This window comes from Pseudomonas oryzagri, from assembly GCF_020831405.1.
In the GTDB taxonomy this organism is placed as follows: Bacteria; Pseudomonadota; Gammaproteobacteria; order Pseudomonadales; family Pseudomonadaceae; genus Geopseudomonas; species Geopseudomonas oryzagri.
The window spans coordinates 170030-190416 of sequence record NZ_JAJHPU010000015.1 but is presented as its reverse complement, the minus strand read 5'-3'; the positions used below and the strand labels follow the sequence as shown (position 1 = coordinate 190416).

Genomic DNA, 20387 nt, shown 5'->3' with positions numbered 1-20387 from the left:
GCCAGCCAGCCGGCTGCTACGCGGACGGCTGCGGCACCCGCCACAGATACCAGGCCGCCACCGTGCGCCACGGGCTGTAGGCCTGACCGATACGCGCCAGCTCGCGCGGCGTCGGCATCTTTTCCAGGCCCTTGAGGCGGCGATAGCCGTTGCGCACGCCGAAGTCGTCCACCGGCAGCACGTCGCGGCGTTCCAGGGTGAAGATCAGCAGCATCTCCACCGTCCAGCGACCGATGCCGCGCAGGCTGACCAGCCGTTCGATCAGCGCCTCGTCGTCCAGCCCCGCGGCCTCCGCGCCGCTGGGCACCAGGCCGCTCAGCGCGCCCTCGGCGATGCCGCGCAGGGTCTCCACCTTGCGCGCCGACAGGCCGGTGGCGCGCAGCGCGTCGAATTCGCTGGCCAGCAGCTGTTCGGGACTGGGGAAGGGCGTGTCGGGATACAGGGCGAGCATCCGCGCGAGGATGCTCTCGGCGGCGCGCGCGTGCAGCTGCTGATGGGCGACCGCGCGGACCAGCGCCTCGAAGGGCTCGCGCGCCGCCTGGCACTCCAGGGTGCAGGGGCCGACCTGCTCGATCAGGCGCGCCCAGTCGGCGTCGAGGCTGGCCAGATGGGCGCTGGCGGCGAGGAAGTCGGCGGTGACAGGGGGCATGGCGGCGTCCTGGGGCGAAGATCGCGATCCACGCAGTCTGCCGCCGGGCACCGCGCCGCGCCAAGCCGTTTCTTGCCGGGCAATTGGGCTCCGGCCCGTGGGCGCGACGTCCTCGCCGCGAACGGGCGCTGCCTGCCGGGGCTGGCGTTCCCCCGCCGCCGCGCCCCGCGAATTCGAGCGCAAGACGCGGAGTGCGCCACGGGGCTGGCGCGGGTACAGTCATCCTCGAACCGCGTTGTCCGGGAGCTTTCGATGACCACCGCCAAGACCGCCGACCAGGCCGCCGCCACCCTTGCCGACCCACGCTGGGCCGCCGTGTTGGCGCGCGATGCGGCGGCCGATGGCCAGTTCGTCTATTCGGTGCGCACCACCGGGGTGTACTGCCGGCCGTCCTGCCCGTCGCGGCGGGCGCGACCGGAGAATGTGCGCTTCCACGCCAGCGGCGCGGCGGCCGAGCAGGCCGGTTTCCGCCCCTGCCAGCGCTGCCAGCCGCAGCAGCCGGCGCCGGCCGCCCAGCAGGCGGCGCGCATCGCCGAGGCCTGTCGCCTCCTCGAGAGCGACGAGCCGCCGGCGCTGGCCGAACTGGCCGCGCGCGTCGGCCTCAGTCCCTGGCACTTCCACCGCCAGTTCAAGCAGCACACCGGGGTGACGCCGCGCGCCTGGGCCGCCGCCCGCCGCGCCGAGCGCCTGCGGGACGAACTGGGCCGCCAGGCCACGGTGACCGAGGCGATCTTCGCCGCCGGCTACAACGCCAGCAGCCGCTGCTACGCCGAGAGCGACGCCGTGCTCGGCATGCGCCCCAGCACCTGGCGCGCCGGCGGCCAGGGCCAGCAGATCCGCTTCGCCATCGGCCAGTGCGCGCTGGGCGCCATCCTGGTCGCGCAGAGCGCGCGCGGGCTGTGCGCCATCCTGCTCGGCGACGATCCCGGCGAACTGCTCGCCGACCTCGAGCGGCGCTTCCCGAACGCCGAACTGCTCGGCGGCGACGCCGACTTCGAGCGTCTGGTGGCGCAGGTGGTCGGCTTCGTCGAGGCGCCGCGCCTGGGCCTCGACCTGCCGCTGGACCTGCGCGGCAGCGCCTTTCAGCAGCGCGTCTGGCAGGCGCTGCGCGACATTCCGCCGGGCAGCACGGTCAGCTACGCCGAACTGGCCGAACGCATTGGCGCGCCCAGGGCGGTGCGCGCGGTGGCCGGCGCCTGCGCGGCCAACGCGCTGGCCGTGGCCATTCCCTGCCACCGCGTGGTGCGCAGCGACGGCGGCCTGTCCGGCTACCGCTGGGGCGTGGAGCGCAAGCGCGCGCTGCTGGAGCGCGAGACGGGGGAGTGAGCGCGCGTTTGGCTCATTCGCCCGCCGCCACACTGCGCCGCCAGGTCGCCGGCGGCAGCCCGACCAGGCGCTTGAAGGCGCGCGAGAAGGCGGCTTCCGACTCGTAGCCGACCTCCTGGGCGATGGCGGCGACGGTCTGGTTGGTCTCGCGCAGCAGGCGCGAGCCGACCTGGATGCGCCACTGGGCGAGGTAGTGCATCGGCGGCTGGGCGAGGAACTGCAGGAAGCGCTCGTGCAGCGCCGAGCGCGACAGGCCGACCGCGCGGCCCAGCTCATCCATGCTCCACGGGTGCTCCGGCGCCTCGTGCAGCAGCGCCAGGGCGTGGCCGACGTAGCGGTCGCGCAGCCCGGCCAGCCAGCCGGTGGCGTCCTCCGGCAGGCTGTCCAGATAGCGCCGCGCGGTGTCGACGAACATCATCTCCGCCAGCCGCTCCAGCACCGCCTCGGCGCCGGGGCCGGGCGCGGCCGACTCGTGCGCCGCCTGGTCGATGACCCGGGCGATCCACTCGCCGGCACGCGCCGCCGGCAGGTGCAGCAGGCGCGGCAGGGCGGCGATCAGCGGGTTGAACGGGCGCAGGTCGCAGCCGAGGAAACCGCACACCAGCACGCTGTCGGCTGCCTCGACCGGCGTGTCTGCGCCCGGTTCGCGCACGCCGCTGTGGAAGGCGACCGGCAGTGGCTTGGGCAGGTGACGGGTGGCGAACACCCATTCGACGCCGATGCGCTGCGGCTCGAGGCCCGGCGCGCTGGACAGCACGTGGGCGTCGCCGTGGGGAAACATCACGATGTCGCCGCATTCCAGGCGCACTGGCGGCAGGCCGCTGACCGCCGCCCAGCCGCTGCCGCGGGCGAGCAGGTGGAACTCCATGACGTGCTCGGCGCCGGGCAGCACCGCGGCGGCGATCTCCCGCGCTGGCGGGGCTTCGGCGGCCCACGGGTCGCGGTTGCTCACGTAGTAGAACACCGCGCCGCGCAGGCGCACGGAGCGCAGCAGGTCCGACAGCGGGTCTCGACTCATGGCCTGGCTCCGTACCGGCGGCGCCGGTGCAGCGGGGGCGGAGTCCCTTCGCGGCGGCATCCGCGGCAATCGCGGACGCCCGGACAAGTTTCCCGGATTTTCAGTGAAGCACCGATTGCCCCACGGCGGAACAATGGACTCGTCGGGATATCCCGCCCTGTCCACCCGAGGAGACCGCCCATGACCGCCCCCGCCCACAGCTGCCCGGCCACCGCCGCCGCCACCGCTCCGCAACCGGACCTCGCCGCCATCAAGGCCCGCCAGCAGGCCACCTGGGCCAGCGGCGACTTCGCGGTGATCGGCACCACCCTGCAGATCGTCGGCGAGTCGCTGGCCGAGGCCGTCGACCTGCGCGCCGGCGAGCGCGTGCTCGACGTGGCCGCCGGCAACGGCAACGCCACCCTGGCCGCGGCGCGCCGCTTCGCCCGGGTGACCTCGACCGACTATGTGGCCCACCTGCTCGACAAGGGCGCCGCGCGCGCCCGGGCCGAAGGCCTGGAGGTCGACTTCCAGGTCGCCGATGCCGAGGCGCTGCCGTTCGCCGACGAGAGCTTCGACGTCGCGCTGTCCACCTTCGGGGTGATGTTCGCCCCCGACCACCCGCGCGCCGCGGGTGAGCTGCTGCGCGTGGTGCGCCCGGGCGGACGCATCGGCATGGCCAACTGGACGCCCGAAGGCTTCATCGGCGAGCTGTTCCGGGTGATCGGCGCCCACCTGCCGCCGCCGGCCGGCCTGCGTTCGCCGCTGCGCTGGGGCGACGAGGCCGCCCTGGTCGAACTGTTCGGCCCGCAGGCCGCCGACATCCGCTGCACGCGCAAGCTGTTCAACTTCCGCTACCTGTCGGCGGCGCACTGGATCGACATCTTCCGCCGCTACTACGGCCCCACCCACAAGGCCTTCGCCGCCCTAGACGAGGCCGGCCAGGCCCGCCTGTATGCCGACCTGGAACGGATGCTCCTAACGCGCAACGTCGCCGGGCCGGATTCGCTGGTGGTGCCGGGGGAATATCTGGAGGTGGTGATTACCAGGCGCTAAGGCGACTGTGGAGCTTCCGGGAAAGGCGGGGATCAGGTTGCCCAGCAAGCGGCCAGCCGGCCCGGAAGCTTCTGGCGGGGGCGCCAGAGAGGCGGCAACACCCAGCGAAGGCCGGATAGACGAATGCAACCGCACTGACGACAGGGCTGGCAAGGCTTTACTCACCACTTGTGGGGAGAGTCCATATACGCATTGTTAGGCGTCACTCTCTGATAGTTCGTGCTTTCGATCCCACGAACAGTAATTCCATGGTGCCACGGATTCAAGTGTAGTGATTAGCGGCGCAGGCATGTTGCCTTGCGGGTGTGTCGGAGTTTGACCTTGCCCAAGTTTGCGCAGCAGGAGAGGTTTGCTAGCCTCTGGTACGAACAACCAAGGCTGGAAGTTCCAGGCGCCGATGAGTTTGCTGTCGCGAGTGATTGACTCGCAAACTGCCTCCCAATGTGTTGTCCAACCTTGCAGTCTACCGAGTAAGGCGCTCATGGTTTTTGAATAAGTAATTTCGCAGAGGTACACAGTGGAGTGTTCGAAATTTACGGCGAGCGCATCGCAATACCAATGCCGTGCCTTTAATGGTGTGTTGCCCTCGTCCAGTTGGATGAGATACTCGGTATTTACAAATGTTGACCTATTTGCACGCAAGAACTCGGTTACGACGCCTTGAAAGTAGTCCATCAATTACCTCGATACTTGATGTGATGCCTAACGTAAAAGTAGCCGGCGTCGCTTCGGTTGGCGAACGCCCGCCGAAGCGACGTACGCGTTGACTGCCATGTTAGGCCACAGGTTCACGGCGACACCATGTGTGCCTTATGCACAACTCGGCCTGAAACTTCAAATTCGACGAACCAAGCCTCGATACCGCGTAGGAGGGGGTGCTCCCACCAGAGCCGCTCCGCACAGGGTAATTCGCAAGGCTTGGCGACGTAGCGGTCAAAAGGTTCGGAGCGGCTCTCCCGGACAGAGGGCGTTCCGAAGCGGGCAACGACTTCGGGCATGTGATCTCCATCCGACGTGCGCTCGAACGCACGCTCATATCTGGAAACTACATATGTGCAGCCCGCGACGGCAATCAAGACGGCAATGCCCGCGCTTACGACAGCTGTGGATGCGAGGTTCTTCATGTGGTCTAACGACAAAGGTCACCGGCAGGCAGACAGCGAAGCTGGCTGACTGTCCGGTGGACCGGATTGTTAGGTGCAGTGCACCAAGGGTTTTGTTGCACTTCAATATTGAAACTACGCGCTGCCATTAGCTTTGGCCTGGCCACGGAGAATCGCCAAACGATTGGGCGGAGCATCTGGTGACATGAAATCTGGAATGGTTTTGTCAGTTCGTCTAGGTCTGATTAGAAATGCCACCGGCCATTCAGCAATACGCTCTTCTTTAACATGAGCATATTGCTCTGGTTCTGGTTCGTCGATGTACTCTCTTTGAAGCACTAAAGCTAAAGGTTCTTCGCGGCCGAGGTTGCTGTGAGAGAACTCAAGTGCCTCATTGTAGGTAGCAAATGCATAGTAATAGTCACAACTATCAAATTCATCTGGCGCCCCTTTTTCCGGATGGCACCATACCCGGTATTCCAACACTTCGTCCCAAACATAGCCGCCGCCAGCCTTGGCTAAAGCCGGGTATTCGCCAACACGCTTTGGATCTAGCACCGCAGGAGGACGGAAAGAGGTGGACATATGGGCACCTAACGTTGCATTAAGGGGCGCAAGCCGCAATGCGTCGCAGCGTCCCAGTGAGCGATAGCGAACGAGTTGAATGTGTTGTTATGCATTTGTGCCATGCTCCTCTGTATCTATCTTTTCGGCTACTTGATTATAATCACTAGGGTGTGGCACTACTTTTACAATGGATTCTATTTTGTCTTCTTTAAGAGGGACGTTTCCTTCGAATGTCATGAATCGCCCCTCGTGCAATACAAGGTTGGTTGTTTTTATTTTGCCGGCAGACTTGTGTGTTACTTTTGAAATACAGTATTCATACCCTAAATACGGCAGCTGAGGAACATTTATTATTTTTGGATAATATGCCACTACAAGTCGCCCTGGATGCTGGCGCTGAACAATTGATACCGCCTCGATCTGTTTAGCTAGAATTTCGGCCTCTACCTTTGGCAAGGAATCTAAAGTTGCTTGCAGCAGCATTTCTGGATCATTAAATTCACTTGAGCCCCCTCGCAGAAATGCAATCACCTTTTTCAAGCTAATCACGCGAGGTTTCCTTATACATAACGTTCAGGTTAAAGGGCAGGCAAACGCGCAGCGTTTGACTGTCCCAGTGAGCGAAGCGAGCGATTTGAATGCTGTAATGGCCTCTCCCTGCACCACACTTGACCGCACCAGCGGTGCCGTGAGTGGCGTTTGGAGGGTGTCAGCGATGTGCAAGCAGATTGCAGTGGATTTGGCCAAGTCCGTTTACCAGGTTGCCGAGAGCGTCCGTGCCGGGCAGGTGATTCAGCGCAAGCGGCTGAATCGCGAGGCGTTTCGTCACTATATACAGGGGCAAGCCGAGCCGGTCGAGTGGCTGATGGAAGCCTGCGGCACGGCGCACTACTGGGGACGTTTCGCCCAGGCGCTGGGCCATCGGGTGATCCTGCTGCATGCGCGCTACGTACGGCCTTATCGGCGGCGCAACAAGACCGACCGCAACGACTGCGATGCCATCCTCGAAGCCGCGCGCTGCGCCGACATCCACCCGATACCGGTGAAGACCCACGAGCAGCAACAGCTTCAGCAACTGCACGGCCTGCGCGAAACCTGGAAGAAGAGTCGTACCCAGCGCATCAACCTGCTGCGCGGCATCTTGCGGGAAATGGGCATCGAGGCGCCGGCGTCGACAGCTGCCTTTCTTCGGGCGGCTCACGAACTGGTCGAACGGCCAGAAGTGGCGGCTCTGCGCGGCCAGCTGCAGATCGTCCTGGCCGAGATCAACCTCCACGAACAATGCATGGTCGAGTGCGAACAGCAGCTCCAGCGCTGGCACGTCGATGACGCCATTGTGCATAAGCTCGACGAAGTCAGCGGCATCGGCGTGCTGACCGCCAGCGCCCTGAAAACCGCGGTCGGTCAGCCCGAGCGCTTCGCCAGTGGCCGCCAGCTGAGCGCCTGGCTGGGCATGACCCCGCGCGAATCCAGCAGCGGCGACCGGCGCAAACTGGGGCACATCAGCCGGCAGGGCAATACCTACGTGCGTACCCTGCTGGTCCACGGCGCGCGAGCGGCGTTGTTGGCCACGCAGCGCCTGCATAGCCGAGCGCCGGAGCGGCTGACGCGTCTGCAACGCTGGGCGGTGGAAACCGCCACGCGGATTGGCCACAACAAGGCGGCGGTGGCGCTGGCCAACAAGCTGGTACGGATCTGCTGGGCGGTGTGGTGCCATGAGCGCCGATTCAGTGGAGACTGGCAAAGCGTGAGGCCCGCATGACAGCGGGGTAATCAAGTGGGAGGTGATGGTTTTCTTGTGGTTGTAGTGAGCAGCAGCACTGTCAGAACAGGCGAGTCCTGCAGCGGAACAAGGCCGATAACAATGCTGATCCTTGGGATCGATTGAGCGCTTGGCCCCCGCTGCGCGAACTACAGAATGGCCAGGGCGCAAGCGCCCGGTACAGGCCGGATATAGGAATGCAACCGCACTGACGACAGGGCTGGAAAAGCTACTTCTCACTACTTGTGGGGAGAGTCCATATACGACTTGTTAGCGACGGGTTTGGTGGGTTTTGAAGAAGGCGACATAGGTTCAGCGGCTTTTTTCAGGTGCACCAGGGGCGGTGGTGAAAGGCGAGGACAGCTTGCTATGGGTTTTAGCCAAACATCTCGATTTGCTTTGAGCTGAGGAACCACGTTTCACCAAGGGAATGGCGCACTCAGCGGCCACGCTTTTTAACATGATATTTGCGTAATGCGCCAGGCCAGGGCATGGACCCGGTTTTTCTTGAGCAGTGATTACGCCAAGCCTGGGCTGCCTTTTGAAATGCAAACCACGCTTTGGTTTAGCGACGACTTGAAGTTGCTGATTCGCTGTCAAGCTGTCGTGATTTGGGGAGGCCGCATGCCGTGCAGCGGTGCGAGATATTTTGTTTTTTTCCAGGCGGCCGGGATTGGGCACGACGCTCACTGCCAGGCGCTAACGCCGAGCTAACAGGACTGCAGCACGTGCCGCGAAGCGGCAAGGTCTTGCTGCGGGTCCGAATTGAGCGACGAGTTAGAGGGTTTTCTAAGAACGATCAGCTCCAAATTCTCGCTGATTGGAATTCCCACGCTGCTGTTTACTGGATAAGACAAAATTTCCCCTGTCTCGTTATAGCCTCTACGGCAGTAAAACTGTACCAATTCAGTTCGCGCTCGAACTACAACCAGTTTAAATTGGCTCACGCCAAGCGTCGACTCAGCATATTGTTCGGCGTGGCGCAACATCGCCTTGCCTAATCCTGAGGCCTGCACGCCAGGCTCAATAGCAAGCATGCCAATATAGGCATCAAGATCATCTGGCTCAACCTGGACACACGCGACTATTTGTTCATCACACGAACCGATAAGGATGGTTGATGTTCTTAATGCATTAATGACTTGAGCAGTGCTTGTCCTGTCGCCGCTAACAATATTCGACTCATGAGTCCATCCCCCCTTTCCTGGCTGAGGACGATAAGCAGCATTCACTAAATTTGCGACGGCGGAGGCATCACCAGGTGTGGCCTCACGGATTATCAATTCTTTCATTATTCTGCTATCTCTCTAATGTTTAGGTTAAGGGGCGACCGCAGTATGCGGGCGTCCCGAGTGAGCGAAGCGAACGGCCTTGAACCGTTTGTTAGGTGCGGCTCGATGTTTCAAGTAGTAACTCACTGATGCTCCTCCTAAGCTCTAAATCGTCGGTCTTGATTGCGGCCTCATTGGCCTGCGTTGCTAGGATTTTTGCTGCTGAGATATCGCCTAGGTTAATATGGGCTTCCGCCATAGCCAAGCATATTGATGCAATGTATTCGTCAAGTGTTAATGCGATAGCATGGCTCAATGCTTTTTCATAGAAGCTCAGTGCAAGTGATTTGTTATGCGTAAAATCGCCTAATATTTCCCACTGGAAGGGATGGTGATTTCCGTTTTCTTCGCTGCTTTCGCATAAAACTTTAAGAGCCTGGTAAGCAGCCCACTGTCCCTTCTGATCGTTAACTTCTGATGCATTAACGATTTTTATGACCAGCTCGTTTATTGGGTCATAGAGATCTGGCTTCATGCCGAAGGCACCTAACGATTAAGCTAACGGGGGGCCAAAAGCGCAGCTTTTGGACGTCCAGCGAACGAAGTGAGCGAAAGTTGAGCGCATTGTTATAAGCCTTCCTGAGCGTCAAAGTAGCTAAACACGGAATTGCTTGCGTTGTCGTGGAAATAGAGTTTTTCGGTGTTTTGAATTTCCGCTCCAGAGAGTAGTTTGAATACTACTTCAGGTGAAAGCTCTACTCCATTGACCTCAAGCCTTGCTCCATCACGCAGTGTTCCTGTTTGAAATGCATAGCTCAGACAGATGCTGCGTCGTGTCTTCAGATCAATGCCATGACGTTCCATAATTCGATCAAGGTCTTGGATGAGTATTCGCTGGTACTCAAGCGCTATTTCAGCGTACGTTGGCATATGGTTCATATTCTTGGCTTATAACGATTAAGCTAACGGGCAGGCAAAAGCGCAGCTTTTGACTGTCCAGCGAGCGAAGTGAGCGGCAGTTGAGCGCATTGCTATATGCCGTACGCCTTAATTATTGCGCTATGTGTTTTTCCATTTGAGTCGACTACGTATGCGCGCACTCGTTTTAGCTCAAGAACTTTCTTGATACCAGCCTCACTGTAGCCGTCGAAATGGAAAACTTTTTTCTCGTTTGGCTCAATGCAGAGAGTGCTCATGTCATTAAATATTGTGTGGTAAACGCCGCCCTTTACGGTGAGCTTAATGCCATTTGTTGTCTCGGTTCGTTTTGGCTCTCTAATGCCAAATTTGTGAATGTAAACCTTGGATTTTCCTTTATTTAATAGCACAACAGATACTGAGCTTTGAGATTGTTTGCCGCTGCCGTCCGAGTATCCGGTATAGGCCGAAATTTTTAGAATTTCACGCTCAAGAATCAAGCTGCGAAATTGCATTATTAAGGCTGCAACGCCAGAAACAACACCAACCCAAATAGAAATTTCGCCAAGTTCCACTGATCAAATTCCTAGTGGCATATAACGACGGAGTTCAGCGGCAAGCAGACAGCGAAGCTGGCTGCTTGTCCGCTGGAACGGATTGTTAGCGATCATGTGCCAGCCTGCGAATAGAAGGCTTCAAACATTAGGCCCACCGCTTCTTTAGCCTCCAATTCCAACTCAGCTCTATTATCCCACTGCTGATCGACTGTAATTGCTGGGCACCCATGATCACCATGAATAAGACTGTTTCTACGCATTCTTAAACGGTGAAACCTTTCATCAAATTCGTTCGCTCTAAGTAGATCGATTGCTTTACTCTTCTTGGCCGAAGGATCAATTTCTTTGAGATTCGCCTCGATGACTCCGAAAGCGAGCATAACTACGGCAGCCCATGCCCCCGCGCAGAAACAAGATTGAACTTCTGAAATCAGGGCGCAGGCTTGTTCGCCTACTAAATAGCTACCGCGTTCTTCGTAGTGAAAAATATGCGCCTCAAACCAATGGCGCCGCTGCTCCCATAGTGCTTCAGTTGGATGATCCAGGTGTTCCATGCGTATTGAGCGCTAACGATTAAGCTAACGGGCGAGCAAAAGCGCAGCTTTTGCGAGTCCAGCGAACGAAGTGAGCGGCAGTTGAGCGCATTGTTAGACGACCTCCACCAGTTCAACGGTTTTTGATGTTATGGATATTAGACCTCTTGCAAGATAGAGGTGAGTAACCTTTGGCTTTTCCCCAACAACCCATTGAACGATATTGCCGAAAACTGCATGTTTCTTCATGAGGTCTAGGTCAAGAATTTGGTTGACCTGCGTAACTCCTGTGAAATTGATTTTCGCCTTACCACGGTCGCCGCTTTCAGTGCCGGAGCAATATTCAATGTCGATAGTGACAGTCTGGCTTTCAGGATTCAGATGGAAACCTAGTAAGTTCCCATCGTGGAGTTCAATTTCGCTGAGTTTTTTCATGGCGTCTAACTATTATTAGACACCAAATGGTGTATAACTGCCCGAACGGGCGTGGTGGATAACATTCCTTGTCATTCGTGCTCTCCCTGTCTACTCTGCGGGTTCTGCGGTCAGGATGACTGCTTTGGGGAGTTATACACCATGGACGGTAAGCCCAAGTTGCTCGATCAGATGCGAGATTTGATTCGCCTCAAACACTACTCCATTCGCACCGAGCGCGTCTATTGCGAGTGGGTGAAGCAGGTCATTCGCTTTCATCGGTATCGTCACCCTGTCGAAATGGGCGCTCCGGAGCTGGAAGCTTTTCTCACCGATCTGGCGGTGCGGCGCAAGGTTTCGGCGTCCACGCAGAATCAGGCATTGGCGGCGTTGCTGTTTCTCTACAAGCAGGTGCTGGCTATCGACCTTCCCTGGCTGAACGATGTGGTGCGGGCGAAGAAGTCGGAACGCTTGCCGGTGGTTCTATCGGTTGATGAGGTACGTCGGGTGCTTGAAGAGCTGGAGGGTGAACTCTGGCTGACCTGCAGCCTGTTGTACGGGACCGGCATGCGCCTGATGGAGGTGGCACGGCTGCGGGTCAAGGATGTCGACTTTTCCCGTGGGGAGATCCTGGTGCGGGACGGCAAGGGCATGAAGGATCGTGTGACCGTTTTGCCACGTACTCTCTCGCAGCCGCTGCGTCAGCACCTGGGCGTGGTCCGCGCGCAGCACAACACCGAACTGGAGACGGGACGCGGCGACGTGTGGTTGCCGTTTGCGCTGGCGCGCAAATACCCCAATGCGGCGTGGGAGTGGGGGTGGCAGTACGTTTTTCCAGCGGTTGGACTATCGGTCGATCCACGCTCGGGCGCAATTCGCCGTCACCATATCGATGAGAAGCGCATCCAGCGGGGCTTCAAGCGGGCAGTGCGGGCGGCCGGGATCGTCAAGCTTGCCACGCCGCATACCCTGCGCCACTCCTTCGCCACCCATCTGCTGGAGAGCGGCCAGGACATTCGCACGGTACAGGCGCTGCCGGGCCATGCCGATGTGAAGGCCACCCTGATACTTACCGATGTGTCCAATCGCGGTGGGCATGAGGTGCTCAGCCCACCGGATCGCTGATCGGTTCTGTTTGCCGCAAGACGGCACCGTTTCCCCAGGCCGTCGTGCCCTCTTACCAACGCCCCCGATACCCGCGGTCGCGATAGTAGTAGTCGCGGTGGTAGCGGCGATGCGGATGGTAGCGGTGGTGATGGTGGTGGTGATAGCGCGGCCCGTAGTAGGCCGGTCCCGGGTAGTAGTAGCGCGGCGGGTAGTAGTAGGGCGCGTAGTAGCGCGGCGCGCCGAACTGGATGCTTACGGGCGGCGAGTAGATCTCGACGCTGGGGACTCCGATGAAGACCCGGGTATCGCCGGCCTCCGCTGGCACCGGGTCGAACAGGGCCAGAAAGGCAACAATTCCGGTGGCGAGGGAAAGGCGCGCGAACATGGTCGAGGCTCCTCAAGTGTCCGGGATTTCCGGTCACTTGCTTCGACCACGGTGCAGGGGAAAAAGTCCTACCTCTGAGGTTGGTTATTGGGAGGCAGGCGACGGACGGAGAGGGGCGCCCGGCCCCGCCCCGTCCGGGCCGTCAGTGCTCGGCCTGCCAGGCGTCGATGACTTCCTGGGCGGCGCGGAAGGCGTCGATGGCGGCCGGCACGCCGGCGTACACCGCGCAGTGCAGCAGCGCCTCGCGGATCTCCTCGACCGTGCAGCCGTTGTTGAGCGCGCCGCGCACGTGGCCCTTGAGTTCCTGCGGGCATTTCAGCGCGGTGAGGGCGGCGAGGGTGATCAGGCTGCGGGTCTTGCGCGGCAGCCCTTCGCGGGTCCACACCCCGCCCCAGGCGTGGGCGTTGACGAACTCCTGCAGCGGAGCGGTGAAGTCGGTGGCGTTGCCCATGGCGCGGTCGACGAAGGCGTCGCCCATCACCTCGCGGCGTACCTTGAGGCCCTGGTCGTGGCTGTCGGTCATCGGGATGTCCTGCGGGTTGGCGGGGAAGGGCGCCGGCGCGACGGCCGGCGCCGGTGGATCACTTGGCGCCGGCGAGCCGGCCGGTGGTTTCCTCGAGGGCGGCGCGGCAGCGCTCCTCGGCGGTGTCCAGCTCCAGCTGCATCTGGCGGATGTCGAGCATCTGCTGTTCCAGCTGGCGGCGGCGCTCGGTGATCAGCTCGAGCATGCTGTTGAGCTGCTTCTTGTTGCCGGCCTGCGGATCGTACAGCTCGATCAGCGTCTTGCACTCGGCCAGCGAGAAGCCCAGGCGCTTGCCGCGCAGGATCAGCTTGAGGGTCACCCGGTCCTTGGGGCTGTAGATGCGTTCCTGGCCGCGGCGCTGCGGCGTGAGCATGCCCTGCTCCTCGTAGAAGCGGATGGTGCGGGTGGTCACGTCCAGTTCCTGGGCGAGGTCGGAGATGCTGTAGGTCTGCTTCGCCATGGCGGGTTCCAGATTCTGCGGGGCGCGTCCCCGGCGCCGCGCGGGCGGCGGGGTTGCGGCGTTCATGCGTGTTCGGTGGTCAAGGCTACACCTTGGCCACCGCCGCTGCACAGGTTCGCGCGCGGGAAGCACTCGCCGCGAACGGTGGGGAGGTCGACGTCGCTCATCTTGTTGTTCTCGTCGGGCGGCGTGGATCGAGGGGGTAGGGTGGGTAACCGCGCAGCGATTTCCCACCATGGGATTGGCGGTGGACAAGGCTGCGCCGTTGTCCACCCTACGGGTACCTCAGTGGTGGATCGGGCAGCCGGTGGCGGCCTGCAGTTCCTCGAAGGTCACACCCTCGGCCAGCTCGACCAGCCTGAGGCCCTGTTCGGTGACGTCGAGCACGGCGAGGTCGGTGATGATCCGGTCGACCACGCCGACGCCGGTCAGCGGCAGGTTGCAGGTCTCGAGGATCTTGTGCGCGCCGCCCTTAGCGGTGTGCTCCATCAGCACCACCACGCGCTTGACGCCGGCCACCAGGTCCATCGCCCCGCCCATGCCCTTGACCATCTTGCCGGGGATCATCCAGTTGGCCAGATCGCCCTTCTCCGACACCTGCATGGCGCCGAGGATCGACAGGTTGATATGGCCGCCGCGGATCATCGCGAAGGAGGCCGCGCTGTCGAAGAAGGCGCTGCCGGGCAGGGTGGTGATGGTCTGCTTGCCGGCGTTGATCAGGTCCGGGTCGACCTGGTCCTCGGTCGGGAACGGGCCGATGCCGAGCAGGCCGTTCTCGCTCTGCAGCCAGACGTCCATGCCTTCGGGGATGTAGTTGGCCACCAGGGTCGGCAGGCCGATGCCGAGGTTGACGTAGAAGCCGTCCTGCAGCTCGTGGGCGGCGCGCTGCGCCATCTGTTCGCGGGTCCAGGCCATGTTCAGTTCCCCCCTGCCGGTTTGGATAGCGTGCGCTGTTCGATGCGTTTCTCGGGGCTGGCGTTGACCACGATGCGCTGCACGTAGATGCCCGGCAGGTGGATCTGGTCGGCGTCCAGCGCGCCGGTTTCCACCAGCTCCTCGACCTCGACCACGCAGACCTTGCCGGCCATCGCGGCGAGCGGGTTGAAGTTGCGCGCGGTCTTGTTGAATACCAGGTTGCCGGCCTTGTCGGCCTTCCAGGCCTTGACCAGTGCCACGTCGGCGGTGAGCGAGCGCTCCATCACGTACCACTCGCCGTCGAACTGGCGGGTCTCCTTGCCCTCGGCGACCAGGGTGCCGTAGCCGGTCTTGGTGAAGAAGGCCGGGATGCCGGCGCCGCCGGCGCGCAGCTTCTCGGCGAGGGTGCCCTGCGGGGTGAATTCCAGCTCCAGCTCGCCGGCCAGGTACTGGCGCTCGAACTCCTTGTTCTCGCCGACGTAGGAGGAAATCATCTTGCGGATCTGCCGGGTGGCCAGCAGCTGGCCGAGGCCGAAGCCGTCGACGCCGGCGTTGTTGCTGATCGCGGTAAGGTTCTTCTTGCCGGAATCGCGCAGCGCTTCGATCAGCGCCTCGGGGATGCCGCACAGGCCGAAGCCGCCGACGGCGATGGTCATGCCGTCCTCCACCAGCCCGTCGAGGGCGGCGTGGGCGCTGGGGTAGAGCTTGTTCATCGGGTCGCCTCGCGTGTTGTTGTCGGTATACCGCCGCCCGTGCGGCGGCGTTCAGTGAGGGAGTGGCGGGCCGCGCCAGAGCCGGCTTGGCGCCGAGGCCGGTTGCCTGGGCGAGCCCTGCGATAAGCATGGCCCATCATTGCGCCACCCAGCCGCCGTCCATGTTCCAGGCCGCGCCGCGCACCTGGCTGGCCGCGTCGCTGCACAGGAACAGCACCAGCGCGCCGAGCTGCTCGGGGGTGACGAACTCCAGCGACGGCTGTTTCTCGGCCAGCAGGTCGTGGCGGGCGGCGAGGGGATCGCCGCTGGCCTGGGCGCGGGCGTCGATCTGCTGCTGCACCAGCGGGGTCAGTACCCAGCCGGGGCAGACCGCGTTGCAGGTGACGGGGCTTTGCGCGGTTTCCAGGGCGACCACCTTGGTCAGGCCGAGCAGGCCGTGCTTGGCGGCGACGTAGGCGGACTTCTGCGCCGAGGCGACCAGGCCGTGCACCGAGGCGATGTTGACGATCCGCCCCCAGTTGCGCCGGCGCATGCCCGGCAGGGCCAGGCGGGTGGTGTGGAAGGCCGCGGAGAGGTTGATGGCGAGGATGCTGTCCCAGCGTTCCGCAGGGAACTCCTCGACCGGCGCCACGTGCTGGATGCCGGCGTTGTTGACCAGGATATCGACGGCGCCGAATTCGCCTTCGGCGAAGGCCACCAGCGCGGCGATTTCTTCGGGCCGCGAGAGGTCGGCCGGGTGGTGGCGCACCTGCTGACCGTGCTGGCGCACCGCCTCCAGCGCCTGGGTCGCGTCGCCGAAGCCGTTGAGCACGATGTCGGCGCCGGCGGCGGCCAGGCAGTGGGCGATGCCCAGGCCGATGCCGCTGGTGGAGCCGGTGACCAGGGCGGTCTTGCCTTTGAGGATGGTCATGGGGTCGTCTCCGTTATCAAACCAGGCCGGTGGTGTAGAACACGCCGATCACCACGAACACGGCGAGCGTCTTGATCAGGGTGATGCCGAAGATGTCCTTGTAGGCCTCGCGGTGGGTCAGTCCGGTGACCGCCAGCAGGGTGATCACCGCGCCGTTGTGCGGCAGGGTGTCCATGCCGCCGCTGGCCATGGCGGCGATCCGGTGCAGGGCTTCCAGGGGAATCTGCGCGGCGTTGGCGGCGGCGATGAAAGTATCGGACATGGCGGCGAGGGCGATGCTCATGCCGCCTGACGCGGAGCCCGTGATGCCGGCCAGCAGGGTGACGGTGATCGCCTCGTTGAGCAGCGGATTAGGGATGCTCTTCAGCGCGTCGGCCAGCACCAGGAAGCCCGGCATCGCGGCGATCACCGCGCCGAAGCCGTATTCCGAGGCGGTGTTCATCGCCGCCAGCAGCGAGCCGCCGACCGCGGTGCGGGTGCCTTCGGCGAGGCGGCCGCGCACCACGCGGAAGCTGCTCGCCAGCACCAGCAGGATGCCCAGCAGCAGCGCCGCCTCCACCGCCCAGATGGCGGTGATCTTGGTCACGTCGGTCTGCACCGGTGCGGCCATGCCGGCCAGCTGCAGGCTGTGGGTCTTGCCGTACAGCTCGGGAATCCAGCGGGTGAACAGCAGGTTGGCGCCGCCGACCAGCAGCAGCGGGGAGAGCGCCAGCCAGGGATTGGGCAGGGCGATGTCCTCGGCGGTTTCCGGCTCGTTGCGCAGCTCGGTGCCGTAGCCCTCGCCGGCGGCGTGGGCCTTGCGGCGCTGGCGCTGCAGATAGAGCATTCCAACGCTGAAGACGAACAGCGCGCCGATCAGCCCCAGCCAGGGCGCGGCCCAGGCGTTGGTGCCGAAGAAGGCGCTGGGAATGATGTTCTGGATCTGCGGCGTGCCGGGCAGCGCGTCCATGGTGAAGCTAAAGGCGCCCAGGGCGATGGTCGCGGGGATCAGCCGCTTGGGGATATTGCTCTGGCGGAACATCTCGGCGGCGAACGGGTAGACCGCGAACACCACCACGAACAGCGACACCCCGCCGTAGGTGAGCAGGGCGCAGACCAGCACGATCACCAGCATCGCCTGGCTGGTGCCGAGCAGACGGATGGCGGCGCTGACGATCGAGCGCGAGAAGCCCGACAGCTCGATCAGCTTGCCGAACACCGCGCCGAGGAGGAACACCGGGAAGTAGAGCTTGATGAAGCCGACCATCTTCTCCATGAACACCCCGGAGAACATCGGGGCGACGGCGGAGGGATCGGTGAACAGGACGGCGCTGAGCGCGGCTATCGGCGCGAAGAGGATCACGCTGTAGCCGCGATAGGCCGCCAACATCAGCAAAGCCAGGGCTGCAAGGGAAATGACGACACTCATCGGAAATCTCCTGGGGCCTGGACGTGGCGGCGAGACGCAGGTTCTCGGCGGCGGGACCACGCTGGGCCTGTTGTTGTTGTGGGCGCGCCCGATGGCGCACCGCATTCCTTGAGCGAATCTTGTGCCAATGTAGTTAAGTTATTGTTTTTGAAGTTCTTTCTTTGAAATTCCGGATGCCGTGGCGAGGCTCTTTCTCGGTTTTGGGATAGTGGTCGCGGCTCTGGCGCTGCGCGGGCCGCGGGTCGTGAGGATGGCGCCGTTTCTCTATTCCGGGATCGCGTCTCTCTTTTGGGATTTCAGGCCCAGGGCCGCCATCTTGCGATACAGCGTCGAGCGGCCCAGACCCAGCTCGCGCGCGGCGTCGTCCAGGCTGGCGTTGCGCGCCAGCGCCGCGCCGATCAGCTCGCGCTCGAAACCTTCCAGCGCCTGCGCGTAGGTGAGCCGCGGGCCGGCGGCCGCGTCGGCCGGCGCGGCCTGTTGGGCGTGCAGCGGGCCGAGCGCATCGGCCAGGGCGGCGGCGTCGAGGTGCGGGCGGTCGCCGAGCAGCACGGCGCGCTCCAGCACGTTGCGCAGCTCGCGGATGTTGCCGGGCCAGGCATGCCCGCGCAGCAGGGCGAGGGCGTCGTCGGCCAGTTCGTGGCTGCTGCCGAGCTGTTCGAGGATCGCCTCGCACAGCACCGGCAGGTCGTCCAGGCGCTCGCGCAGCGGCGGCAGCGCGATCGGCAGGACATTGAGGCGGTAGTAGAGGTCGGCGCGGAAGCGTCCCTCGGCCACCGCCTTCGCCAGGTCGCAGGAGGTCGCCGCCACCAGGCGCACGTCGCTGCGCAGGATCTCGTTGGAGCCGACCGGCTCGAACTCCTTCTCCTGCAACACGCGCAGCAGCTTGCTCTGCAGGTGCAGCGGCATGTCGCCGATCTCGTCGAGGAACAGGGTGCCGCCCTGGGCGATCTGGAACTTGCCGGGGCGCGCCTTGCGGCTGGCTCCGGTGAAGGCGCCCGGAGCGGTGCCGAAGAATTCGGCCTCCAGCAGGTTCTCCGGGATGGCCGCCATGTTGACGCTGACGAACGGGGCGGCGGCGCGCGGCGAGGCGGCGTGCACGGCGTGGGCGAGCAGCTCCTTGCCGGTGCCGGTCTCGCCCAGCAGCAGTACCGGCGCCTGGCTGGAGGCCGCGCGGCGGGCGCGGCGCTTGACCTCGAGGGTCGCCGGGCTGGTGCCGATCAGCTGGGCGAGGCTGTACTTGGCCTGGCGCGCCTGCAGCAGGCTGCGCGTCGAGGCGAGCTCCTCGCGCAGCTTGAGGTAGCGGGTGAGCAGCGGCGACAGGCTCTTCAGCTCGTCGAACAGGGCGAAGCCGATGGCGCCGATCAACTGGCCGTCGTCGTCGCGGATCGGCAGGCGCATCACCACCAGCGGGTCCTTGCGGGTCTCGAGCATGTCCAGGAGGATCGGGCGGCCCCGGGTGACCACCTCGCGCAGCAGGCTGCCGGGGATCACCTGCTCGACCGGCTGGCCGAGCGCTTCGGCGGGGTCGTCGAGGCCGAAACGGCGCGCATAGCGGTCGTTGATCCAGACGATGCGCGCCTGGCGGTCGACGATCACCGTGCCTTCGCTGGACTGCTCGACGATCTCGAACAGCGAGCGCATCGCCTGCAGGCGGATGCGCTGGTAGTCGCGCAGGTCGGCGATGCTCTCGGCGAGTGGCGGAGCGAGCGGTTCGCCCATCGTCAGCGACCCTGGCGGGCGCGCGCCACCCGCGAGCCGGTGGCGCGGCCGAGTACCGCGCAGATGCGCTCGCCGGCGGCGATCAGCGCGTCCAGGTCGATGCCGGTGTGAATGCCCAGGCCGTTCAGCAGGTACAGCACATCCTCGCTGGCCACGTTGCCGCTGGCGCCCTTGGCGTAGGGGCAGCCGCCCAACCCTGCCACCGAGCTGTCGAACACCTGGATGCCTTCCAGCAGGCTCGCGTAGATGTTCGCCAGCGCCTGGCCGTAGGTGTCGTGGAAGTGGCCGGCCAGCTTGTCGCGCGGGATATCGCGGCCGACCACCTCGAACAGGGTGCGGGTGGCGCCGGCGGTGCCGGTGCCGATGGTGTCGCCCAGCGACACCTCGTAGCAGCCCATCTCGAACAGCTCGCGGGCCACCGCGGCGACCTGTTGCGGGGCGACCTCGCCCTCGTAGGGGCAGCCGAGCACGCAGGACACGTAGCCGCGTACGCGCACGCCCTGCGCGCGGGCGGCGTCCATCACCGGCACGAAGCGCTGCAGGCTCTCGGCGATCGAGCAGTTGATGTTCTTCTGCGAGAAGGCCTCGCTGGCGGCGGCGAACACGGCCACTTCCTTCACGCCGGCGGCCATCGCCGCCTCGAAGCCCTGCATGTTGGGGGTCAGCGCGGCGTAGGTGACGCCGGGCTTTTGTTCGATCTGCGCGAACACCTCGGCGGAGCCGGCCATCTGCGGCACCCACTTGGGCGACACGAAGCTGCCGACCTCGACGTACTCCAGGCCGGCGGCGCTCAGGTCGTCGACCAGACGCACCTTGTCGGCGACGCTAATCGGCTGTTTCTCGTTCTGCAGGCCGTCGCGCGGGCCGACTTCGACCAGGCGGACGTGCTGGGGCAGTTCAATGGCGGTTGTCTTCATCTGCGGTTTCCGTGTCGGCAGTGCGGTGGTGGTCATGGTGGAAAATCGCTGCGCGAGTTGCCCACCCTGGGCTGGCTTGTCTGTAGGGGCGAATTTATTCGCCTTTGCACGCTATGTGGCGAATGAATTCGCCCCTACAGGGACTGGTGTCGGCCTTCAGGCCTCCTCCAGCTCCAC

At 63.5% G+C, this 20387-nt stretch carries 24 protein-coding genes; 4 read left to right on the top strand and 20 right to left on the bottom strand.

Annotated features, from left to right (window positions below; all coding sequences use genetic code 11):
• Window positions 1-16: 16 nt before the first annotated feature.
• Entirely contained in the window at window positions 17-649 is a 633-nt protein-coding gene (locus LMJ29_RS04210; RefSeq protein WP_229604258.1) for a DNA-3-methyladenine glycosylase family protein, read from the bottom strand.
• A 252-nt stretch (window positions 650-901) separates the two neighbouring features.
• Here LMJ29_RS04210 and ada point away from each other — a divergent pair, with 252 nt between their 5' ends.
• Window positions 902-1975 carry a bifunctional DNA-binding transcriptional regulator/O6-methylguanine-DNA methyltransferase Ada gene (gene ada, locus LMJ29_RS04205; RefSeq protein ID WP_229604257.1) on the top strand — a complete coding sequence of 358 codons (1074 nt, stop codon included), beginning with the start codon at window positions 902-904 and terminating at the stop codon, window positions 1973-1975.
• Window positions 1976-1988: 13 nt separating this feature from the next.
• Here the strand turns inward: ada and LMJ29_RS04200 are convergent, their stop codons facing one another.
• A complete protein-coding gene (locus LMJ29_RS04200; protein ID WP_229604256.1) occupies window positions 1989-2993 on the bottom strand; it encodes an AraC family transcriptional regulator in 1005 nt (334 codons plus the stop codon).
• 180 nt (window positions 2994-3173) lie between these two features.
• On the opposite strand from LMJ29_RS04200, the gene LMJ29_RS04195 reads away from it, so the two are divergent.
• Complete coding sequence (locus LMJ29_RS04195) at window positions 3174-4028, top strand: class I SAM-dependent methyltransferase (RefSeq protein ID WP_229604255.1); 855 nt, start codon at window positions 3174-3176, stop codon at window positions 4026-4028.
• A gap of 195 nt (window positions 4029-4223) precedes the next feature.
• On the opposite strand, the gene LMJ29_RS04190 is transcribed toward LMJ29_RS04195, so the two are convergent.
• The 3 genes from LMJ29_RS04190 to LMJ29_RS04180 form a co-directional block, all read right to left on the bottom strand.
• Complete coding sequence (locus tag LMJ29_RS04190) at window positions 4224-4703, bottom strand: hypothetical protein (RefSeq protein ID WP_229604254.1); 480 nt, start codon at window positions 4701-4703, stop codon at window positions 4224-4226.
• Window positions 4704-5266: 563 nt separating this feature from the next.
• A complete protein-coding gene (locus tag LMJ29_RS04185; protein ID WP_229604253.1) occupies window positions 5267-5716 on the bottom strand; it encodes a hypothetical protein in 450 nt (149 codons plus the stop codon).
• A gap of 87 nt (window positions 5717-5803) precedes the next feature.
• Window positions 5804-6247 (bottom strand): hypothetical protein, encoded by a 444-nt coding sequence (locus tag LMJ29_RS04180; RefSeq protein WP_229604252.1) that lies wholly within the window; start codon window positions 6245-6247, stop codon window positions 5804-5806.
• 166 nt (window positions 6248-6413) lie between these two features.
• Between LMJ29_RS04180 and LMJ29_RS04175 the strand changes: the two genes are divergently transcribed.
• A complete protein-coding gene (locus LMJ29_RS04175; RefSeq protein WP_229604376.1) occupies window positions 6414-7460 on the top strand; it encodes an IS110 family RNA-guided transposase in 1047 nt (348 codons plus the stop codon).
• Between the two features lie 710 nt (window positions 7461-8170).
• Here LMJ29_RS04175 and LMJ29_RS04170 read toward each other — a convergent pair.
• The 6 genes from LMJ29_RS04170 to LMJ29_RS04145 form a co-directional block, all read right to left on the bottom strand.
• Window positions 8171-8752: a GNAT family N-acetyltransferase gene (locus LMJ29_RS04170; RefSeq protein WP_229604251.1), complete on the bottom strand. Its 582-nt coding sequence runs from the start codon at window positions 8750-8752 to the stop codon at window positions 8171-8173.
• A 91-nt stretch (window positions 8753-8843) separates the two neighbouring features.
• The gene (locus LMJ29_RS04165) at window positions 8844-9266 is read right to left on the bottom strand and encodes a hypothetical protein (RefSeq protein WP_229604250.1); all 423 of its coding nucleotides are present in this window, start codon (window positions 9264-9266) and stop codon (window positions 8844-8846) included.
• A gap of 92 nt (window positions 9267-9358) precedes the next feature.
• Window positions 9359-9661, bottom strand: a complete 303-nt coding sequence (locus LMJ29_RS04160; protein WP_229604249.1) for a hypothetical protein — start codon at window positions 9659-9661, stop codon at window positions 9359-9361.
• A gap of 101 nt (window positions 9662-9762) precedes the next feature.
• Complete coding sequence (locus LMJ29_RS04155; RefSeq protein WP_229604248.1) at window positions 9763-10224, bottom strand: hypothetical protein; 462 nt, start codon at window positions 10222-10224, stop codon at window positions 9763-9765.
• 92 nt (window positions 10225-10316) lie between these two features.
• Window positions 10317-10760, bottom strand: coding sequence for a hypothetical protein (locus tag LMJ29_RS04150; RefSeq protein ID WP_229604247.1), 444 nt, complete (start codon window positions 10758-10760; stop codon window positions 10317-10319).
• A 93-nt stretch (window positions 10761-10853) separates the two neighbouring features.
• On the bottom strand, window positions 10854-11174 hold the full coding sequence (locus LMJ29_RS04145; protein WP_229604246.1) for a hypothetical protein: 321 nt from the start codon (window positions 11172-11174) through the stop codon (window positions 10854-10856).
• A gap of 141 nt (window positions 11175-11315) precedes the next feature.
• Between LMJ29_RS04145 and LMJ29_RS04140 the strand changes: the two genes are divergently transcribed.
• Entirely contained in the window at window positions 11316-12278 is a 963-nt protein-coding gene (locus tag LMJ29_RS04140; protein WP_229604245.1) for an integron integrase, read from the top strand.
• Window positions 12279-12330: 52 nt separating this feature from the next.
• Here LMJ29_RS04140 and LMJ29_RS04135 read toward each other — a convergent pair whose 3' ends face one another.
• The 9 genes from LMJ29_RS04135 to LMJ29_RS04095 all read right to left on the bottom strand — a co-directional run bounded on the left by LMJ29_RS04135 (window position 12331) and on the right by LMJ29_RS04095 (window position 20195).
• On the bottom strand, window positions 12331-12645 hold the full coding sequence (locus LMJ29_RS04135) for a hypothetical protein (RefSeq protein WP_229604244.1): 315 nt from the start codon (window positions 12643-12645) through the stop codon (window positions 12331-12333).
• A 142-nt stretch (window positions 12646-12787) separates the two neighbouring features.
• Window positions 12788-13168 (bottom strand): carboxymuconolactone decarboxylase family protein, encoded by a 381-nt coding sequence (locus tag LMJ29_RS04130; RefSeq protein WP_229604243.1) that lies wholly within the window; start codon window positions 13166-13168, stop codon window positions 12788-12790.
• Window positions 13169-13226: 58 nt separating this feature from the next.
• Window positions 13227-13628, bottom strand: coding sequence for a MerR family transcriptional regulator (locus LMJ29_RS04125; RefSeq protein ID WP_229604242.1), 402 nt, complete (start codon window positions 13626-13628; stop codon window positions 13227-13229).
• Between the two features lie 285 nt (window positions 13629-13913).
• The gene (locus LMJ29_RS04120) at window positions 13914-14543 is read right to left on the bottom strand and encodes a CoA transferase subunit B (protein WP_229604241.1); all 630 of its coding nucleotides are present in this window, start codon (window positions 14541-14543) and stop codon (window positions 13914-13916) included.
• 2 nt (window positions 14544-14545) lie between these two features.
• Window positions 14546-15256: a CoA transferase subunit A gene (locus LMJ29_RS04115; protein ID WP_229604240.1), complete on the bottom strand. Its 711-nt coding sequence runs from the start codon at window positions 15254-15256 to the stop codon at window positions 14546-14548.
• A gap of 136 nt (window positions 15257-15392) precedes the next feature.
• Window positions 15393-16166: a 3-hydroxybutyrate dehydrogenase gene (locus LMJ29_RS04110; protein ID WP_229604239.1), complete on the bottom strand. Its 774-nt coding sequence runs from the start codon at window positions 16164-16166 to the stop codon at window positions 15393-15395.
• Window positions 16167-16182: 16 nt separating this feature from the next.
• Window positions 16183-17574, bottom strand: coding sequence for a GntP family permease (locus LMJ29_RS04105; protein WP_229604238.1), 1392 nt, complete (start codon window positions 17572-17574; stop codon window positions 16183-16185).
• A 264-nt stretch (window positions 17575-17838) separates the two neighbouring features.
• The gene (locus tag LMJ29_RS04100) at window positions 17839-19293 is read right to left on the bottom strand and encodes a sigma-54 interaction domain-containing protein (RefSeq protein WP_229604237.1); all 1455 of its coding nucleotides are present in this window, start codon (window positions 19291-19293) and stop codon (window positions 17839-17841) included.
• Window positions 19294-19295: 2 nt separating this feature from the next.
• On the bottom strand, window positions 19296-20195 hold the full coding sequence (locus LMJ29_RS04095; RefSeq protein WP_229604375.1) for a hydroxymethylglutaryl-CoA lyase: 900 nt from the start codon (window positions 20193-20195) through the stop codon (window positions 19296-19298).
• Between the last annotated feature and the right edge of the window lie 192 nt (window positions 20196-20387).

Coding starts and splice junctions, on each gene's coding strand:
- LMJ29_RS04210 (WP_229604258.1), bottom strand. CDS start 649: ATGCCCCCTGTCACCGCCGACTTCCTCGCCGCCAGCGCCCATCTGGCC.
- ada (WP_229604257.1), top strand. CDS start 902: ATGACCACCGCCAAGACCGCCGACCAGGCCGCCGCCACCCTTGCCGAC.
- LMJ29_RS04200 (WP_229604256.1), bottom strand. CDS start 2,993: ATGAGTCGAGACCCGCTGTCGGACCTGCTGCGCTCCGTGCGCCTGCGC.
- LMJ29_RS04195 (WP_229604255.1), top strand. CDS start 3,174: ATGACCGCCCCCGCCCACAGCTGCCCGGCCACCGCCGCCGCCACCGCT.
- LMJ29_RS04190 (WP_229604254.1), bottom strand. CDS start 4,703: ATGGACTACTTTCAAGGCGTCGTAACCGAGTTCTTGCGTGCAAATAGG.
- LMJ29_RS04185 (WP_229604253.1), bottom strand. CDS start 5,716: ATGTCCACCTCTTTCCGTCCTCCTGCGGTGCTAGATCCAAAGCGTGTT.
- LMJ29_RS04175 (WP_229604376.1), top strand. CDS start 6,414: ATGTGCAAGCAGATTGCAGTGGATTTGGCCAAGTCCGTTTACCAGGTT.
- LMJ29_RS04170 (WP_229604251.1), bottom strand. CDS start 8,752: ATGAAAGAATTGATAATCCGTGAGGCCACACCTGGTGATGCCTCCGCC.
- LMJ29_RS04165 (WP_229604250.1), bottom strand. CDS start 9,266: ATGAAGCCAGATCTCTATGACCCAATAAACGAGCTGGTCATAAAAATC.
- LMJ29_RS04160 (WP_229604249.1), bottom strand. CDS start 9,661: ATGCCAACGTACGCTGAAATAGCGCTTGAGTACCAGCGAATACTCATC.
- LMJ29_RS04150 (WP_229604247.1), bottom strand. CDS start 10,760: ATGGAACACCTGGATCATCCAACTGAAGCACTATGGGAGCAGCGGCGC.
- LMJ29_RS04145 (WP_229604246.1), bottom strand. CDS start 11,174: ATGAAAAAACTCAGCGAAATTGAACTCCACGATGGGAACTTACTAGGT.
- LMJ29_RS04140 (WP_229604245.1), top strand. CDS start 11,316: ATGGACGGTAAGCCCAAGTTGCTCGATCAGATGCGAGATTTGATTCGC.
- LMJ29_RS04135 (WP_229604244.1), bottom strand. CDS start 12,645: ATGTTCGCGCGCCTTTCCCTCGCCACCGGAATTGTTGCCTTTCTGGCC.
- LMJ29_RS04130 (WP_229604243.1), bottom strand. CDS start 13,168: ATGACCGACAGCCACGACCAGGGCCTCAAGGTACGCCGCGAGGTGATG.
- LMJ29_RS04125 (WP_229604242.1), bottom strand. CDS start 13,628: ATGGCGAAGCAGACCTACAGCATCTCCGACCTCGCCCAGGAACTGGAC.
- LMJ29_RS04120 (WP_229604241.1), bottom strand. CDS start 14,543: ATGGCCTGGACCCGCGAACAGATGGCGCAGCGCGCCGCCCACGAGCTG.
- LMJ29_RS04115 (WP_229604240.1), bottom strand. CDS start 15,256: ATGAACAAGCTCTACCCCAGCGCCCACGCCGCCCTCGACGGGCTGGTG.
- LMJ29_RS04110 (WP_229604239.1), bottom strand. CDS start 16,166: ATGACCATCCTCAAAGGCAAGACCGCCCTGGTCACCGGCTCCACCAGC.
- LMJ29_RS04105 (WP_229604238.1), bottom strand. CDS start 17,574: ATGAGTGTCGTCATTTCCCTTGCAGCCCTGGCTTTGCTGATGTTGGCG.
- LMJ29_RS04100 (WP_229604237.1), bottom strand. CDS start 19,293: ATGGGCGAACCGCTCGCTCCGCCACTCGCCGAGAGCATCGCCGACCTG.